Origin of the sequence: Neorhizobium turbinariae, from assembly GCF_023223505.1 — a bacterium.
Taxonomy (GTDB): domain Bacteria; phylum Pseudomonadota; class Alphaproteobacteria; order Rhizobiales; family Rhizobiaceae; genus Neorhizobium; species Neorhizobium turbinariae.
The window spans coordinates 50,221-66,280 of sequence record NZ_JALPRY010000001.1; the positions used below are offsets into that span (position 1 = coordinate 50,221).

16 protein-coding genes are annotated in these 16,060 nt (G+C 62.5%); 8 read left to right on the forward strand and 8 right to left on the reverse strand.

The genetic code is table 11. The annotated features are described in order from the left end of the window. Positions 1 to 5: 5 nt before the first annotated feature. The 3 genes from choV to choX form a co-directional block, all read right to left on the reverse strand. Positions 6 to 1,082 (reverse strand): choline ABC transporter ATP-binding protein, encoded by a 1,077-nt coding sequence (gene choV, locus M0654_RS00260; protein ID WP_248681613.1) that lies wholly within the window; start codon positions 1,080 to 1,082, stop codon positions 6 to 8. A 23-nt stretch (positions 1,083 to 1,105) separates the two neighbouring features. After that, the gene (gene choW / locus M0654_RS00265; protein WP_118850178.1) at positions 1,106 to 1,948 is read right to left on the reverse strand and encodes a choline ABC transporter permease subunit; all 843 of its coding nucleotides are present in this window, start codon (positions 1,946 to 1,948) and stop codon (positions 1,106 to 1,108) included. Positions 1,949 to 2,024: 76 nt separating this feature from the next. Continuing rightward, positions 2,025 to 2,978 carry a choline ABC transporter substrate-binding protein gene (gene choX, locus M0654_RS00270; protein ID WP_118850177.1) on the reverse strand — a complete coding sequence of 318 codons (954 nt, stop codon included), beginning with the start codon at positions 2,976 to 2,978 and terminating at the stop codon, positions 2,025 to 2,027. Between the two features lie 211 nt (positions 2,979 to 3,189). Between choX and M0654_RS00275 the strand changes: the two genes are divergently transcribed. The 4 genes from M0654_RS00275 (at position 3,190) to M0654_RS00290 (ending at position 6,601) form a co-directional block, all read left to right on the forward strand. Beyond that, on the forward strand, positions 3,190 to 3,777 hold the full coding sequence (locus tag M0654_RS00275) for a thymidine kinase (protein WP_248681327.1): 588 nt from the start codon (positions 3,190 to 3,192) through the stop codon (positions 3,775 to 3,777). 116 nt (positions 3,778 to 3,893) lie between these two features. Next, positions 3,894 to 4,343, forward strand: coding sequence for a pseudoazurin (locus tag M0654_RS00280; protein ID WP_248681329.1), 450 nt, complete (start codon positions 3,894 to 3,896; stop codon positions 4,341 to 4,343). 84 nt (positions 4,344 to 4,427) lie between these two features. Continuing rightward, complete coding sequence (locus tag M0654_RS00285; protein WP_248681331.1) at positions 4,428 to 5,363, forward strand: hypothetical protein; 936 nt, start codon at positions 4,428 to 4,430, stop codon at positions 5,361 to 5,363. A 74-nt stretch (positions 5,364 to 5,437) separates the two neighbouring features. Continuing rightward, entirely contained in the window at positions 5,438 to 6,601 is a 1,164-nt protein-coding gene (locus M0654_RS00290; RefSeq protein ID WP_248681332.1) for a DUF2333 family protein, read from the forward strand. Positions 6,602 to 6,625: 24 nt separating this feature from the next. Here M0654_RS00290 and M0654_RS00295 read toward each other — a convergent pair whose 3' ends face one another. Together M0654_RS00295 and M0654_RS00300 are read right to left on the reverse strand one after the other, a co-directional pair. Then, positions 6,626 to 7,087 (reverse strand): PAS domain-containing protein, encoded by a 462-nt coding sequence (locus M0654_RS00295; protein ID WP_248681333.1) that lies wholly within the window; start codon positions 7,085 to 7,087, stop codon positions 6,626 to 6,628. A gap of 33 nt (positions 7,088 to 7,120) precedes the next feature. Further along, entirely contained in the window at positions 7,121 to 7,849 is a 729-nt protein-coding gene (locus M0654_RS00300) for a helix-turn-helix transcriptional regulator (protein WP_248681334.1), read from the reverse strand. Between the two features lie 235 nt (positions 7,850 to 8,084). Between M0654_RS00300 and M0654_RS00305 the strand changes: the two genes are divergently transcribed. Beyond that, complete coding sequence (locus M0654_RS00305; protein WP_248681335.1) at positions 8,085 to 9,764, forward strand: formate--tetrahydrofolate ligase; 1,680 nt, start codon at positions 8,085 to 8,087, stop codon at positions 9,762 to 9,764. A gap of 22 nt (positions 9,765 to 9,786) precedes the next feature. Here M0654_RS00305 and M0654_RS00310 read toward each other — a convergent pair whose 3' ends face one another. Beyond that, positions 9,787 to 10,716, reverse strand: coding sequence for an extensin-like domain-containing protein (locus M0654_RS00310; RefSeq protein WP_248681336.1), 930 nt, complete (start codon positions 10,714 to 10,716; stop codon positions 9,787 to 9,789). 309 nt (positions 10,717 to 11,025) lie between these two features. Here M0654_RS00310 and M0654_RS00315 point away from each other — a divergent pair, with 309 nt between their 5' ends. Then, positions 11,026 to 13,215, forward strand: coding sequence for an anthranilate synthase (locus M0654_RS00315; protein ID WP_248681337.1), 2,190 nt, complete (start codon positions 11,026 to 11,028; stop codon positions 13,213 to 13,215). A 43-nt stretch (positions 13,216 to 13,258) separates the two neighbouring features. On the opposite strand, the gene M0654_RS00320 is transcribed toward M0654_RS00315, so the two are convergent. Together M0654_RS00320 and M0654_RS00325 are read right to left on the reverse strand one after the other, a co-directional pair. After that, positions 13,259 to 13,939: a GNAT family N-acetyltransferase gene (locus M0654_RS00320; protein WP_248681338.1), complete on the reverse strand. Its 681-nt coding sequence runs from the start codon at positions 13,937 to 13,939 to the stop codon at positions 13,259 to 13,261. After that, positions 13,936 to 14,427, reverse strand: coding sequence for a MarR family winged helix-turn-helix transcriptional regulator (locus M0654_RS00325; RefSeq protein ID WP_248681339.1), 492 nt, complete (start codon positions 14,425 to 14,427; stop codon positions 13,936 to 13,938). Before M0654_RS00325 ends, M0654_RS00320 begins: the two co-directional genes overlap by 4 nt. 287 nt (positions 14,428 to 14,714) lie before the next feature. Between M0654_RS00325 and M0654_RS00330 the strand changes: the two genes are divergently transcribed. Beyond that, positions 14,715 to 15,551 (forward strand): cation diffusion facilitator family transporter, encoded by an 837-nt coding sequence (locus tag M0654_RS00330; protein ID WP_282571492.1) that lies wholly within the window; start codon positions 14,715 to 14,717, stop codon positions 15,549 to 15,551. Beyond that, on the forward strand, positions 15,548 to 16,012 hold the full coding sequence (queF, locus tag M0654_RS00335) for a preQ(1) synthase (protein ID WP_248681341.1): 465 nt from the start codon (positions 15,548 to 15,550) through the stop codon (positions 16,010 to 16,012). The genes M0654_RS00330 and queF overlap by 4 nt, the downstream gene beginning before the upstream one ends. The last annotated feature ends 48 nt before the right edge of the window (positions 16,013 to 16,060 follow it).

The following is a 16,060-nucleotide window of genomic DNA, read 5'->3' on the forward strand; positions in this document are numbered from 1 at the left end:
CGGTGTCATTCGTGCCGGCGGCGGTGGCGCGTCAGCCCGGCAATGATGTCGTCCGCGTCGATCGTGCCGATGATGACGCCGTTGTCCACGACGCCGATCGCTCCCGGCTGGCGGGCGAGGGCATCGAGCACATCGACGAGCGGTGTGGTTGGCGTTGCGGTCGCCGAAAAGCGTGCCGCGCCGGACGTCTCGTTGATGCCGGGCCGCATGACGTCGCTGGCGCTCAGCATGGTGATCGGATTCATGTGCTGCACGAAATCCGCGACATACTGGTCGGCCGGGGCGCGGACGATCTCCTGCGGCGTGCCGCACTGGATGATCCGGCCGCCTTCCATGATGGCGATGCGGTTGCCGATGCGGAAGGCCTCGTCGAGGTCGTGGCTGACGAAAAGGATCGTCTTCTTGAGGCGCCGCTGGAATTCCAGCAACTCGTCCTGAAGCCGGGTTCGGATCAGCGGGTCGAGCGCCGAGAAGGGTTCGTCCATCAGCAGGATCGGCGCGCCGGTGGCAAAGGCGCGCGCCAGGCCGACGCGCTGCTGCATGCCGCCAGAGAGCTCGCCGACCTTGCGGTCTGCCCAGGTGTCGAGGTTGACGAGCTCGAGTTGCTCATCGACACGCTTCTTGCGCTCGGCTTCACCGATGCCGGCGAGTTCGAGGCCGAAGCCGACATTTTCAGCCACCGTGCGCCAGGGCAGGAGGCCGAACTGCTGGAACACCATCGAGACGCTGTGCATGCGAAGGTCACGCAGCGTCTTGGGGCTTGCCGTATAAGGATCGACCGGGCCGGACGGCGTCTGCACGCTAACGCTTCCGCGGACCACCGGGGCAAGCCCGTTGACGGCGCGCAGCAGGGTCGACTTGCCCGAGCCGGAAAGGCCCATGAGGACGACGATCTCGCCCTCGCGGATCGAGAGCGAGGCATTGGCGACGCCGAGCACGATGCCGGTCTCGGCGCTGATCTCGTCACGCGTCTTGCCCTGGTCCACGAGAGGCAGGGCACGCTCCGGCTTGGCCCCGAAGATGATGTCAACGCGGTCGAAGACGACGCAGTCCTTTGCCTGTTCTGACGGAGCGGCGGACATGGTGGCGGCGCTGTTCTGGTGGCTCATGATGCGCTACCTCCCGACGTGCGGAACATGCGGTCGAGGATGATCGCGAGAATGACGATACAGAGACCGGAGTCGAAGCCGCGGGCTACGTTCACAGTGTTCAGCGCGCGAAGCACTGGAACGCCAAGGCCGTTCGCGCCGACCAGGGCCGCGATGACGACCATCGACAAGGACAACATGATGGTCTGCGTCAGGCCCGCCATGATCTGCGGCGTCGCATAGGGCAGTTCGACCTTGCGCAGCACCTGCCCGGGCGTCGCGCCGAAAGCGACGGCGGCTTCCGTCAAGGCCGTCGGCGTCGAGATGATGCCGAGACGGGTCAGGCGAATCGGCGAGGGGATGGCGAAGATGACCGTGGCGATGAGGCCGGGGACCATGCCGAGGCCAAACAGGATGAGCGCCGGGATGAGGTACACGAAGCTTGGCAGCGTCTGCATCAGGTCAAGCACGGGACGCATGGCGCTGTAGAGCCATTCGCGTCGGGCCGCGGCGATGCCGAGCGGCACGCCGATCAGCATGCTGACGGCCGTTGCTGCACTGACGAGCGCGAGCGTCTGCGTCGTTTCTTCCCAATAGCCCTGGTTGAAGATGAACAGGAAGCCGGCAAAGGTGAAGAGCGCGAGCGGGATGGAGCGCCGTAGCGCATAAGAAAGGCCTGCGAAGATCGCCATCACCACCAGCGGGTGAGGGGCCTGCAGAAGCCATAAAAGGCCGTCGATGACCGACGACAAGGTGGACGACAGCCACCTGAAAAACCAGTAGCCATTGGTCGTCAGCCAATCAACGACTGACTTCGCCCAGGCGCCTATGGGAATACGGTGCTCTTCGATCCAATCCACGCAGACCTGCCATTTTGAGAGAAAGAAAGGGCGGGTGCCGGAGCAGCGACGGGCGGCTCCGGCTCATGGATCTGGCTTAGAGGCCAAGCTCCTTCTTGACGGCCGCGAGACCGTCCTGGCCGTCAAAGGTGGTGACGCCGGCAAGCCACGGCTCGACGACGCTGCCATTGGCCTTCAGCCAGGCTTTTGCAGCCTTCTCGTTGTCCTCGCCATCGTTGAGGATGCTGCCCATGATGGCGTTTTCCATGTCGAGCGAGAACTTCATGTTCTTGAGAAGCGTGCCGACGTTCGGGCATTCGTTGACATAACCGCCGCGGGCAACCGTGTAGACGGTCGCGCCACCGAAATCTGGGCCGAAAACGGTGTCGTCGCCACCGGCGAGATAGGTGATCTCGTGCGCGACGTTCATCGGATGCGGCGCCCAGGCGAGGAAGATCACCGGCTTGTCTTCCTTGTCGGCGCGCGAAACCTGCGTCAGCATGCCCTGCTCGGACGACTCCACCACCTGGAAGCCCTTGAGGCCAAAGGTGTCCTTGTCGATCAGGTCGACGATCATGCCGTTGCCTTCGTTGCCCGGCTCGATCCCGTAGATCTTGCCTTCGAGGGCATCCTTGTGCTGGGCGATATCCTTGAAGTCCTTGATGCCGAGCTTGGCGCCGGCAGCATTGGTGGCGAGCGTGTACTTGGCGCCTTCGAGGTTCACGGTAATGGTTTCGATGGACTTGTCGTCCAGGTAGGCCTTAATGGCGCCCGCCTGGGCCGGCATCCAGTTGCCGAGGAAGACATCGATGTCCTTGTTCTTCATGGAAGAATAGGTCACCGGCACGCCGAGCGTCTTGACGTCTGGCTTGTAACCCAGAGCCTTGAGGATCGTCACGAAGCTGCCGTTGGTCGAGGCGAGATCGGTCCATCCGACGTCGGAGATGCGGACGGTCTGGCAAGCCTCTGGTTCTGCTGCATTCGCCGTGCCGGCGATCGCAAGAAGCGAGGCGGCGGCCACGGCCGTTTTCAGGAAGGTGTCGACGCGCATGCTGTATGCTCCCTCTGATTTTTCTGGGTTCCCGCCATTATCAATATCCTGAGGAATGGCGCAAGCGCGCGCATCCGCGCGCATTCCCGGTGTCTTTGCGACATCGGGGGTACAGCGTGCTGCAGCCACTGCCCCATAGGGGATCCCAGTTTTCTGTGGGTTGTGCCCGCGGCGACTTTTCCCGGCGCTGAAATGCGATCAGAAACCGGGCATGGCCAAGCTCTACTTCCACTACGCCACGATGAATGCTGGTAAGTCCACCATGTTGCTGCAAGCCTCCTATAACTACCAGGAAAGGGGCATGCGCACGGCGATCTTCACGGCCGCGCTGGATGATCGCGCAGGGCAGGGCAAGGTGGCCTCGCGAATCGGCCTGTCCTCCGACGCCATCCCCTTCAGCAGTTCCGACGACCTGTTCGAGACGATCAAGGAAATGCACGCGCGCGAGCCGCTCGCCTGTGTCTTCGTGGACGAGGCGCAGTTCCTGACATCGGAGCAGGTCTGGCAGCTGGCGCGCGTGTCCGACCATGTCGGCATTCCGGTGATGGCCTATGGGTTGCGGACCGACTTCCAGGGCAAGCTGTTTCCCGGATCGCTGGAGTTGCTGGCGATTGCCGACGAGTTGCGCGAGGTGCGCACCATCTGCTTTTGCGGTCGCAAGGCAACCATGGTCGTGCGGCTCGATGCCGAAGGCAACCTCGTTCGCGAGGGCGCGCAGGTGGAGGTCGGCGGAAACGAAAAATACGTTTCGCTCTGCCGCCGGCACTGGGAGGAAAAGATGCGCTGCGAGGGCGCCTAGAAGTTCGCAGCTGCGGCAGATTGTCCATTGCCCACCGGCGGTTGAGGTGTGTCAACGCCAGGTGTTTGAGCGTCTCCTAAAACGGCGGCAACCAAATTGCCTAGCAGGAGATACCCATGCGCAACGCTCGCCAAACCACTTTCGCCTTTGCCGCCCTCGCCGCACTTTTTGCAGCGCCGGCCTTTGGTGCGGAAATCGAGATCAAGATGCTCAACAAGGGCGCCGACGGGCAGGCGATGGTCTTCGAGCCGGCTGCCGTGAAGGCGCAGCTTGGTGACACGATCAAATTCGTGCCGGCCGACAAGGGGCATGACGTGGTCTCGATCGTAGGCCTGACGCCGGAAGGTGTTCCCGCCATCAAGGGCAAGATGAACCAGGAGCTTTCGGTCACCGTCGACCAGGCCGGCGCCTATGTCTTCAAGTGCACGCCACATTTCGGCATGGGCATGGTTGCCGTGGTTGTTGTCGGTGACCAACCGGTCGATCTTGCGCCAGTCAAGGATGCCAAGATGCCGAAGCTCGCCAAGGAACGGCTTGCCGCCGACATCACCGCTCTGGGGCTCTGACGCGCCCCGCCACGCCTTCGCCGCCGCCGTGGAAATTTCTTGCGGCGGCGCTATCTTCTGCCTGAGTGGGCAGGGAGGCAGGACGTGGCGAAGGTCAAGAGCTTCGACGGTGAGGTAGACCGCATCTGCGGTGTGTTTGCGCAGATGCGTGAGGCGCTGCAGCCGGTCATGCAGATGCTGCATGTGGCGGCCGAAGATGCGGTGCTGCCCGATGACGAAACCCTGCAGCGCGAAGAGGCGCGGCTTGAGGCGGAGATCGTCGAGCGGCGCAAGGCGGAAACGACGCTAGCGCGACTGGCTTACGAAATGTCGCGGCAGATCGCGCGCCGGAAGACGGAGTTCGAGGAGCGCGAGGAGCCGAGCCGCTCTGACAGGCTGATCGGCTTGTTTTCCCGCTCGATGATGCAGCGCCGGCTGGAAGCGCGTGCCTCCAGTCCGTCCCTGCTTCTTCATCTCGAGGAATTGCTGAGGCGCGGCGATCTGCTCGCCGGCATGATCCGCGAAGAGCGCGAACTCCTTGTGATGGAGCGGCGCCGGACCGAAAGCTGCCTTGTCACCTTCATCGACCATCGGCCGGAGATGATCCAGGCTTTGAAGGGCGAGACTGGCGAGGCGATGACAACACTGGAAGCGACGCGGCGGGTGCAGCGGATCCTTGCGACGTTCGAAGGCTTTGTCGGCGAGATCAACCACCGCATTGGCACCTGCAACGTGCTGCTGCACAAGATTTCCGCCGACATGGAGGATGTCCTGATCCTCTATCAGGTGGTGTTCGAAGCCTCGCGTCGCGATGGCAGTGAGCCGCTTGCGGTGGAGCGGTTTCCGTCGCTCGAGCAGGAGACGGACCGTTTCATACGCGGCATGCTAACGATCCACGGGTTGAACGGCAGGCGCGAACGCGCCGATGCGGTTTTTGCCGCCCATTTTCCGGGCGTGGTGCCTGCAGAACCGCCGGTGCCGACCGTCCAACCGGCCAAGCGCCGATGGGGCCTGCCACGGTTGCGGCCGGCGCGGTCCTGATCATCGCAAGGCCGTTGTGTCATGCCCGGCGAACACATATGTGTTGAGCCAACTAGCGCCTGACGGAGACCTCGATGCTTGAACGGATCACTGCCTTCTTCCAGAACGCCGGCCAGGCCATCGGAAGGGGGATCGGCCTGCTGTTTGCTTGGCTCGTCTGGCCGTTCATGGCTGCGCATGGCTGGTATGGCCGTCGCCACTGGATGGTGAAGGGGCCGATCCTTGCCGTGCTCGCGGTGCTGATCGGGCTTTACGGCTACTTCTTTATCCAGACGCAGGTCTGGAGCGGCTTCAACCCGAACTTCATCGATACCTACCGCTGGTCGGAACGCACGGTGCCGGCGGGCCAGGAATTGCCGCCATCGACCGCACCAGCGGGCAGCGATGCGACGCCGGCCGCGACGGCTGCCAATCCGGCTGCGCGCCAGTGCCAGTCTTCGGCGATCGTCGATGCCGCAGCCGACCTCACGGACTTCAACGTCAACCAGAATGCCTGGATATCGTCGATGCTGCTTTACCGGCTCGGCTTCTTCGGCATCGATTGGGACCACACGCCGTTCCTCGACAACAAGGCCTCGTTTCAGCGTGGCGTGAACCAGGCAGTGCGCCGCACCTCAACGGAACTTGTCGATACGCTCGGTCGCGTGCGCGGCACGTCGGGCATCAACAACAATCTCCAGGACGCGCGCGGCAACCTGCAGTTCGATGAATATTCCTGGTATTTCGGGCTTGATCCTTTCGGCTTCAAAACCCCGACGCCATCCTATTACCGCACGGCGATCGAGAAGCTGCGGGCGTTCAACCGCGACCTTACGATCTGTGCTGCGACCTTCGACAGCCGTGCCGACAACCTGGTGCAGTTCATTGACCGGATCGCCAACGACCTTGGCGGCACGGCGGCGATCCTGCGCGACCGATCCGAAAACCACAGTGCCGGCTGGTTCGACACGCGTGCCGACGACCGCTTCTGGTTCGCCTACGGACAGCTCTACGGTTATTACGCCATCCTTTCCGGCGCGGGGGCGGACTTCTCGCAGGTGATCCGCGAGCGCAATCTTGGCCAGATCTGGAACGACACGCTGAGCCGCTTCCGCTCGGCGCTCAACGTCCAGCCGACGATCGTCTCGAACGGCAGCGAAGACGGCATGATCATGCCGAGCCATCTTGCGGTGATGGGCTTCCATATCCTGAACGTGCGCTCGAACCTTGTCGAGGCGCGCGCGGTGCTGGACCGCTAAGGTTCGTCGCGACCGTGAGCCGCCTTATTCAGCGGCCGTGGGCTCTGAGAAAGTGACTGCCGGGGTCTGGGGACAGCATTCCTCGGTGAAACCGACGATTTCGCCACCCGTGCCCGGCTTGTCGCGGAACCTGCCGACGGAGCGGACGTATTTGTAACCCTCGCCATCCGACTTCACGCGATAAACATTCTGGTAGACCAGTCGCTCCTGGCTGATACGCTCGTAGATCTCCATCAACACCGGCATGTCATCGGGATGGATGCGGGAGGTGAAGGTGACCAGATTGAGCGGCCCTTCAGTCGGCGGAAGGCCGAAGATGCGGCAGATATCTTCAGTGGCGAACAGGTGCCCGCTATCGATATCGAGGCGCCAGTAACCAAAGAGCTCGAAGGCAGAGGCGAGGTCGACAACTTCCTCTGCGGTCAAGGGTATCGAGGGATATTGAGGGTTGGACGGCTTCGTTGAATATTGAACCCAGGGCGGCACGCTTTTCCTCCCGCTGCCCGCGCAGCAACGGCGTCAGTTTATCAGCCTGAGCCTTAAAGCTTTAGCTACCAATTGGGTTCGGTTGACGCAATCCAGTTTCTTTATGGCGTTGCTCATGTAGGCATTCACCGTGTGGTCCGAGAGCGAAAGGATGCGGCCGATCTCGGCCGAGGTCTTGCCTTGCGCCGTCCAACGCACGACTTCCAGTTCGCGGGTCGTCAGCGATGCGGGCGCGGCCGGTGCTTGTGGATGGTTGAGCCGCTCGAAGGCGCCGAAGGCGTGCAGCAGGATCATGCCCATCTCGTTGAGCTCGTCTTGCGTGAGCCGCGGGCGCGATCCGAAGATGAAGGTCGTGTAGGTGGGGCCGGCGAGAGAACGGAAGGCCATGGCAACGCCGCTCCCGATGCCGTGCGAACGCTGCAACTCGATGATCGCATCCGGGAAGGAGAAACCGCGCAGGTCATCGGGCTCGTCGATCGACCAGGAGACCGGTGTGGGTGATTTGGCGACGATCGCCGCGATCGGGCAGGCTGAGAGAAGCCGCTGGCGGTCGTATTCCTGGATGTATTCTTCCGGAAGATCACCCTCAATCACGAGTCGCGCAAGCGAGGCCTCCTGCGGGCGGCTCAAGGCATTGAGCAGGAGGTAATAACGGAAGCCGAAGGCCTGCGTGATGCGTGCAAAAGCGGGGCCAATATCCTCCGGGCAATCGACAGCGGAAATCTCGCTGCTCAGGATCGACTGCCGCTCAAGAGTGATCATGGTTAAAAATCTGACAACGGTTTAGCTTCACAAGCAGGAATATACCAATCCGACCGAAGAGCCAGCGGATTCTCCCGCCCGTTCCGCTTGAGGTTAATTTTTCCGATTATCTGTCACGTTTTAGCTTATAACATCTGCGATTTCCGGTTCGCAACGTCGATGGCTTGGTTCACAGGCTCCCTCTGCTTCGCTAAGCATGATGGCGGGGGAGCAGGTTCCAACCAGGGGAAGATGCATGTCAGCAGTCCAGTCGGATATCGAGATTGCACGCGCCGCAACCAAGAAGCCGATCATAGAGATCGGCGCAAAGCTCGGCATTCCGGCCGAAGAACTCGCGCCTTACGGCCACGACAAGGCGAAGGTTAGCGCCGACTTCATCGCCTCATTGGCCGACCGGCCGAACGGCAAGCTGATCCTTGTGACTGCGATCAGCCCGACGCCCGCGGGCGAGGGCAAGACGACGACCACCGTCGGCCTTGGCGACGGGCTGAACCGCATCGGCAAGAAAGCGATCGTTTGCGTGCGCGAGCCATCGCTCGGACCCTGCTTCGGCGTGAAGGGCGGGGCGGCCGGTGGCGGGTATGCGCAGGTGATCCCGATGGAGGATATCAACCTCCATTTCACCGGCGACTTCCACGCCATCACCTCGGCGCACAACCTGCTCGCCGCGATGATCGACAACCACATCTACTGGGGCAATGAACAGAACATCGACACGCGCCGGATCACCTGGCGGCGGGTGATGGACATGAATGACCGCGCGCTTCGCCAGGTGGTGACGTCGCTCGGCGGTCCCTCCAACGGTTTCCCGCGCGAAAGCGGCTTCGATATCACCGTCGCCTCCGAGGTGATGGCGATCCTTTGCCTTGCTGAGGATCTGGCTGACCTGGAGCGACGGCTGGGCGAGATCGTCATCGGCTACCGCGTCGACCGCTCGCCGGTCTTTGCGCGCGACTTGAAGGCGCACCAGGCGATGACGGTGCTGCTGAAGAATGCGATGCAGCCGAACCTCGTGCAGACGCTCGAAAACAACCCGGCCTTCGTGCATGGCGGGCCATTCGCCAATATTGCCCATGGCTGCAACTCGGTGATCGCAACGAAGACGGCGCTGAAGCTTGGCGACTACGTGGTGACCGAAGCCGGCTTCGGGGCGGATCTCGGGGCGGAAAAGTTCTTCGACATCAAGTGTCGCAAGGCAGGACTGATGCCGGATGCGGCGGTGATCGTGGCGACCGTTCGGGCGCTCAAGATGAACGGCGGGATCAAGAAGGAAGATCTGTCGGCGGAAAACGTCCAGGCACTGGTTCGCGGTGCTGCAAACCTCGGCCGCCATATCGCCAATGTGCGCAAGTTCGGCGTGCCTGTGGTGGTCGCCATCAACCACTTCACCAGTGATACCGGTGCCGAGATCGAGGCACTGAAGGATTATGCGGCGCGCCATGGCGCTGATGCGATCGTCTGCCGGCACTGGGCGGATGGCTCCGCGGGTGCTGCGGAACTGGCGGAAAAGGTGGTCGAGCTGGCGGAAAGCGGGCAGGCGAAGTTCCAGCCGCTCTACCCGGACAACCTGCCGCTGATGGACAAGATCGAGATCGTCGCCTCGAAGATCTACCACGCGGCCGAAGTCACCGCCGACAAGGGTGTTCGCGACCAACTGAAGGCTTGGGAAGAGCAGGGATACGGCAACCTGCCGGTCTGCATGGCGAAGACGCAATATTCCTTCTCAACCGACCCGAACCTGCGCGGCGCGCCGGAAGGCCATGTGGTGCATGTGCGCGAGGTGCGGCTTTCGGCCGGCGCGGGTTTCGTGGTGGCGATCACCGGCGAGATCATGACCATGCCGGGCCTGCCGCGCTCGCCATCGGCGGAGCGTATCCGCCTGAACGAGACGGGCGAGGTCGAAGGCCTGTTCTGAGGCATCACCGGCGTGCACGGCCCTACCGGCAGTACCGGTAGCCATTGGTGCGTTCGAGGATGTCGAGGTGCAGGTGGTCTTCATGCGCTTCGTCACTGCCCGGTGACAAGACGGTGGTGAAGTGCAGACAGGCGCCGGCAGTGGCGGTGCGCTGGAAGGCGCCTTCCAGCGTCGAGTCCTCGTCGCGCGGCTTCATCGAAATCGTTTCGCCGTTGTCGAGCTTGAAGGACGCGACGTCAAAGGCATTGCCGCGGGCGTGTTCGGAAATCTTGCCGGTGGAGGCGCTGTTGCGCAGGCGGCAGGCATAGGTCGATCCGGCAACCAGCCCGGTGATCTTGCGGCCGGGCATGGCGATGTTCAGTGCCGGCTGGACCGTATCCTTCAGCCAGTGGGCCATGGTGACGGCGGTTTTGCAGCGCATCGTCGCGCCGCCGACATCGATGCCCGGCAGAACTTTGGTCACGGCGATAGGGCTCTCGATGCCGCAGCCTTCGCCTTCGTCGATCCGCGGCTTGCTCTCATATTTCGTGCCAAGCGTTGCGAGCTCCGCCATGCAGGCCTTCAGTTCCTCAGGATCCTCCTTGACGAGCGGCGGCGGGGGAGGTTCGGCGACTTCTTTCTCTTTCTCGGGCTTGCTCGCTGGCTCCCTGGCTGCATCGTCGGGTTTGGGAGCCTCTTCGGCTGCGGGTGCCGCTGGCTCCGTTGTCGGCTCGGGTTTTGGTGCCGGCGTGGGGATCGACCCGCTCTCCGGATCTTTTGCGGCCTCGCCTTCGGCGGACGTCTCGGCTGGTGGAGCTAATGCGTCCGAGGCGGGTGTCTCGTCCTGCGGATTCGGTTGTTCCGTGGCCTGTGCGGGAGGTTCTGGCTTGGTGGCGGGAACGGGACCGATGCGTGGCAGCGCCGCTCCCAGAGAAACGGCTGCAGACAAGATCAGCACGATGTGTCGCTTCACCCTTTACCCTCCCGGTCGCCGCAACAGGCCCAGATGAACGCGCCAGCATCGGCAGAGGTTGCCTTGATCTCTGGGAGATGATGGAGCTGGGAAGGGGTTGCAGAAGCCACTTGCCTGATTGCTAAACTAGCGCTACCATCCCGCGCATGTTGAACTCGATGAACATTGGTAACCGGTGGTGGGCACGCTTCACGCGGCCTTGACCAGTCATGTTCAATCGACAAGACGACAACAAGCCGCCCGAAATCCGAGGCGGCTTTTTTGTTGGGCTGTACTCGGATCGGGCTTCAAGATCGGAGAGGCAGGACAATGGTGACCATCATCCGGGACGACGGTTCGGAAACCTACGAGACGAAGGGCGGCGTGACGGTGAGCCGGAAGCGGCGCGCCGCAGATTATGCCACCGCCATCTCGTCTTATGTGGATCGGCTGGACGAGCGGCGCGGGGCGGTGTTTTCGTCGAACTACGAATATCCCGGCCGCTACACGCGCTGGGATACGGCGATCGCCGATCCGCCACTTGGCTTCTCCTCGCGCGGTCGCAAGGTCTGGATCGAGGCCTATAACGGTCGCGGCGAAGTGCTTCTCGAACTGGTTGCGCAGAAGCTCGCGACGGTTGCCGACCTGACGCTCGGTACCCGCATCGCGCGCCGCCTCGACCTCACGGTCGATGAACCAAGCCGCGTTTTTACGGAAGAAGAACGCTCCAAGATGCCGACCGTGTTCACGGTGCTGCGCGCGGTGGTCGATCTTTTTTATTCCGATGCGGATTCGGCGATCGGGCTGTTCGGTGCCTTCGGCTACGACATTGCCTTCCAGTTCGATGCCATCAAGTTGTCGATGGAGCGGCCGGAAGACCAGCGCGACATGGTCCTCTACCTGCCGGACGAGATCCTGGTGGTTGATCACCACGCTGCAAAAGCCTGGATCGACCGCTATGACTTCTCAAAGGACGGCCTCAGCACGGAAGGCAAGTCGGGGGAGATTGCTCCCGATCCGTTCCAGCGTACCGACGTCATTCCGCCGCGGGGCGACCACAAGCCCGGCGAATATGCCGAGCTTGTTACCAAAGCGAAGGAGAGCTTTCGGCGCGGCGACCTCTTTGAGGTCGTGCCCGGTCAGAAGTTCATGGAGCGTTGCGACAGCAATCCATCGCAGATCTCCAACCGGCTGAAGGCAATCAATCCGTCGCCCTATTCCTTCTTCATCAACCTGGGAGAGCAGGAATACCTTGTCGGCGCCTCGCCGGAGATGTTCGTGCGGGTCTCCGGGCGCCGGATCGAAACCTGCCCGATTTCGGGAACGATCCGGCGCGGCGAGGATGCGATCTCCGACTCCGAACAGATCCTCAAGCTGCTGAACTCCAAGAAGGACGAGTCCGAACTCACCATGTGCTCGGACGTCGACCGCAACGACAAGAGCCGGGTCTGCGAGCCCGGGTCGGTGAAGGTGATCGGCCGTCGGCAGATCGAGATGTATTCGCGCCTCATCCACACGGTGGACCATATCGAAGGGCGGCTCAGGCCCGACATGGACGCCTTCGACGGGTTCCTCAGCCACGCCTGGGCGGTGACCGTGACGGGTGCGCCAAAGCTCTGGGCGATGCGCTTCATCGAGAGCCATGAAAAGAGCCCGCGCGCATGGTATGGTGGGGCGATCGGCATGGTCGGCTTCAACGGTGACATGAATACCGGGCTGACGCTGCGCACCATCCGGATCAAGGATGGCATTGGCGAGGTGAGGGCAGGAGCAACACTATTGAACGACAGTGACCCGCACGAGGAAGAAGCCGAAACCGAGCTGAAGGCTTCTGCCATGATTGCCGCCATCCGCGACGCACGATCCGGCAATGCCGCGAAGGCGGGCCGCGACGTGGCAGCCGTTGGCCATGGCGTGAAGATCCTGCTCGTCGACCACGAGGACAGCTTCGTTCATACGCTGGCGAACTATTTCCGCCAGACGGGCGCTACCGTCTCAACCGTGCGCTCACCGGTGCCCGAGGAAGTGTTCGACCGCTTCGATCCGGATCTGGTCGTACTTTCACCGGGACCGGGCAGCCCGAAGGATTTCGACTGCAAGCGAACGATCAAGGCGGCGCGGGCGAAAAACCTGCCAATCTTCGGCGTCTGCCTTGGCCTGCAGGCGCTGGCGGAAGCCTATGGCGGCGAACTTCGCCACCTCGCGGTGCCGATGCATGGCAAGCCGTCGCGAATCCGCGTGCTCGAGCCGGGCGTTGTGTTCTCGGGCCTTGCGAAAGAGGTGACGGTCGGTCGCTACCACTCGATCTTCGCGGACCCGAAGACGCTGCCGGCGGACTTCATCATCACCGCCGAAAGCGAGGACGGCACGATCATGGGCATCGAGCACGCCAAGGAGCCGATCGCGGCGGTGCAGTTTCACCCGGAATCGATCATGACGCTCGGCGGAGACGCCGGCATGCGGATGATCGAAAATGTCGTGGCGCACCTGTCACGCAAGAGGGCGACCAAGGCTGCCTGACTGAGGCGCGCGGCGTTCTTCCCTTAACTCCGAGCGGCCGAGATCAGTTCGGCCGCTTGGTAACCCGCATGTGCATCTCGCGCCGCAGCGAGAAGCCCATCTTCTCGTACATGGCGATCGCCCCGACATTGCTGCGGTAGGCATGCAGGAAGACCGCGTCGCCGCGGGCGGAGATCTCGCCGGCCACGAAACGCATCATCGTCTTGCCGAGCCCCTGGCCCTGGAATTCTGGACGGGTGCAGAGGCCGCTGAGTTCTGCATACCCCGGTTGGCGCATCCGTTGCCCGGCCATTGCGACGAGGCGTCCGCTCTCGCGGATACCCCAGAAGGTGCCGAGTGCCCGGGCCCGCAGCGTGAAAGGGCCGGGCTTCGTGAGGTTCGCCAGTTCAAGCATTTCTTCGGCATCCGCTTCACCTAGCGGTTTGATGCGCGGATCTTCGATCGGTTCGAACGGTTTTTCAGCGACCATCTGGACAAGCACGGCATCCATCACCGTTTCCAGCGACGGCGGCGTTTCCACCGGCTGTGACTCGACGATCACCATCACTTCGGACGGTGCCGGCAGCGACGCGAGCGCATCGAGGCTCGCCTGCGTCAAATCGGCGGGCGCGGCGAACGGCACGATGGTCGGGTCGTAACGCTTGGCCAACTCCGATCCTTGAGCAAAACCCGCATGGACGGTGGCGAGCGCATTCCAGACAGGGCGATCAAGCACATGCATCATTGGTGTTCCCTCTGCTTGTGGATCCTTTGGAGGAGGGGAGCAGCCGCGAGGTTCGCCTCCAGCGCGGCGATCTGGTCGAGCAGCGGGCCATCAAGATCGGCGCAGGCTTCCCGCACGGCTGCCTCGACCTTCGGCCAGACGCCCTGTTTCGACAGCGCCACCAGTTCCTGGCCGGCTGGCGTCAAGGTGATGCTGCGGCGCCGCTGGTCCTCGTCGCTGACGGAGGCTTCGACCAAGCCCGCCTGCACGAGCTGATTGATCGTGCGCGTGGCACCCGGCTGGGTGATGCCGACCGCTTCGGCGAGCTCTCCGACGGTAAGCGGGCCGTCGCGGTCGATTGCTGCCAGGAAGGGATATTGTGCCGCAGGAATGGTGACGCCGAACTCGGTCATCACCGCTTGCGTGTTTGCCTGAAGAAGTTCTCCCAGCCGCCTGAGGCGCGTGCCGAGCGTGAGGTATCCGAAATCCCGTACGATATCGCGTGACACAGCCTGCTCCTCCGTTTATATAACGAGGTATATAACAAGTTAATCACATCTGCAATTAGGTCTGTCGTAGTCTTTGACAACAGGCGGCAGTTGAGTCATAGAGCCGCCATTCCGAAACCGCCGCAACGAGTCAAACTCGCTGCGGCGGTTTCGGCGTTTTGGAGCTTCGGTTCTGCAAATCATTCGCACGCGCAAGAAGGACAAAGTCGGTGGTGAGGGAAAGCAATCTGGTCGAGAGGCTCGCATTCTGGAGCATCCCGATCTCGGTGGCGGTGATCGGGCTGAAAATGCTCGCCTGGTGGGTGACCGGATCGGTTGCCCTTCTCTCGGACGGGCTTGAGTCGATCGTCAACGTGGCGACCGCGATCATCGCCTATTTCGTGATCCGTTATGCACAGCGGCCGGCCGACCACGACCACCAGTTCGGCCACCACAAGGCTGAATATATCGCGGCAGTCGTTGAAGGCATGCTGATCGTGGTGGCGGCGATGCTCATCATCAACGAGGCGTGGCAGGGGCTCGTGTCGCCCAAGCTTCCGGATGCACCGGTGATCGGTCTCGGCATCAATGCGTTCGCCAGCATCGTGAACCTCGTCTGGGCGCGGCAACTGATCGTCGCCGGCAAGAAGCATCGCTCGCCGGCGCTTGAAGCCGATGGCCGGCACATCATGTCGGATGTGGTGACCTCGGCGGGCGTGTTCGTCGGGCTGATCCTGGCGATCGCCACCGGCAACCCGATCCTCGATCCGGTTCTGGCGATCCTGGTGGCGGTGAACATCATCTGGCAGGGCTACAGGGTGATCAGCCATTCACTCGGCGGTTTGATGGATCGGGCGCTCGAGCCTGCCGAAGAGGCGGCGGTGCGCGAGGCAATCGCCACCCATTCCGTCGGCGCGCTTGGGGTTCATGATTTCAAGGCACGCCGCGCCGGGACAGCGGCCTTCATCGACTTCCACCTCGTCGTGCCGTCGGAAATGAGCGTCGAGGATGCCCATGCCATCTGCGACCGGATGGAAGAGGCGGTCAAGGCCATCATCCCGGGCGCGACGCTGGGCATCCACGTGGAGCCGGACAGCGAAAACCCACACGGTCGCAAGATCGACGTCGAAGGAGCAGGAAAATGACGATGACGGATGTAAGCGGGCTGTCGCAGCTCGGCGCACAGGTCGAGGCGCCCAAGACGCCGGAAGAGGCGGTACTGGAAAAGGTGCCGAACGGCAATCAGGGTACGGATTACGTGGTGCGGTTCACAGCACCGGAGTTCACGTCGCTCTGCCCGATGACGGGGCAGCCGGACTTCGCGCATATCGTGATCGACTATATCCCGAATGGCTTTCTGGTGGAGTCAAAGTCGCTGAAGCTGTTCCTCCATTCCTTCCGCAATCACGGCGCCTTCCACGAGGACTGCTCGATCTATATTGCCAAGCGGATCGTCGAGCTGTTGAAGCCGAAATGGTTGCGGATCGGCGCCTATTGGTATCCGCGCGGCGGCATCCCGATCGACGTCTTCTGGCAGACAGGCGAAGCTCCGGCAGGTGTCTGGTTGCCGGAGCAGGGGGTTGCGACCTATCGCGGCCGCGGTTGATTGGGGGCGGGTCCGTTCGCGGACAGCGCCGGACGGATCCGAATGATC

What these genes read in the sequence shown, in the direction of transcription:
- choV (WP_248681613.1), bottom strand. Translation starts at nt 1,082, where the DNA reads ATGTCCGCCGCTCCGTCAGAACAGGCAAAGGACTGCGTCGTCTTCGAC.
- choX (WP_118850177.1), bottom strand. Translation starts at nt 2,978, where the DNA reads ATGCGCGTCGACACCTTCCTGAAAACGGCCGTGGCCGCCGCCTCGCTT.
- M0654_RS00275 (WP_248681327.1), top strand. Translation starts at nt 3,190, where the DNA reads ATGGCCAAGCTCTACTTCCACTACGCCACGATGAATGCTGGTAAGTCC.
- M0654_RS00280 (WP_248681329.1), top strand. Translation starts at nt 3,894, where the DNA reads ATGCGCAACGCTCGCCAAACCACTTTCGCCTTTGCCGCCCTCGCCGCA.
- M0654_RS00290 (WP_248681332.1), top strand. Translation starts at nt 5,438, where the DNA reads ATGCTTGAACGGATCACTGCCTTCTTCCAGAACGCCGGCCAGGCCATC.
- M0654_RS00300 (WP_248681334.1), bottom strand. Translation starts at nt 7,849, where the DNA reads ATGATCACTCTTGAGCGGCAGTCGATCCTGAGCAGCGAGATTTCCGCT.
- M0654_RS00305 (WP_248681335.1), top strand. Translation starts at nt 8,085, where the DNA reads ATGTCAGCAGTCCAGTCGGATATCGAGATTGCACGCGCCGCAACCAAG.
- M0654_RS00315 (WP_248681337.1), top strand. Translation starts at nt 11,026, where the DNA reads ATGGTGACCATCATCCGGGACGACGGTTCGGAAACCTACGAGACGAAG.
- M0654_RS00320 (WP_248681338.1), bottom strand. Translation starts at nt 13,939, where the DNA reads ATGATGCATGTGCTTGATCGCCCTGTCTGGAATGCGCTCGCCACCGTC.
- M0654_RS00330 (WP_282571492.1), top strand. Translation starts at nt 14,715, where the DNA reads ATGCTCGCCTGGTGGGTGACCGGATCGGTTGCCCTTCTCTCGGACGGG.
- queF (WP_248681341.1), top strand. Translation starts at nt 15,548, where the DNA reads ATGACGATGACGGATGTAAGCGGGCTGTCGCAGCTCGGCGCACAGGTC.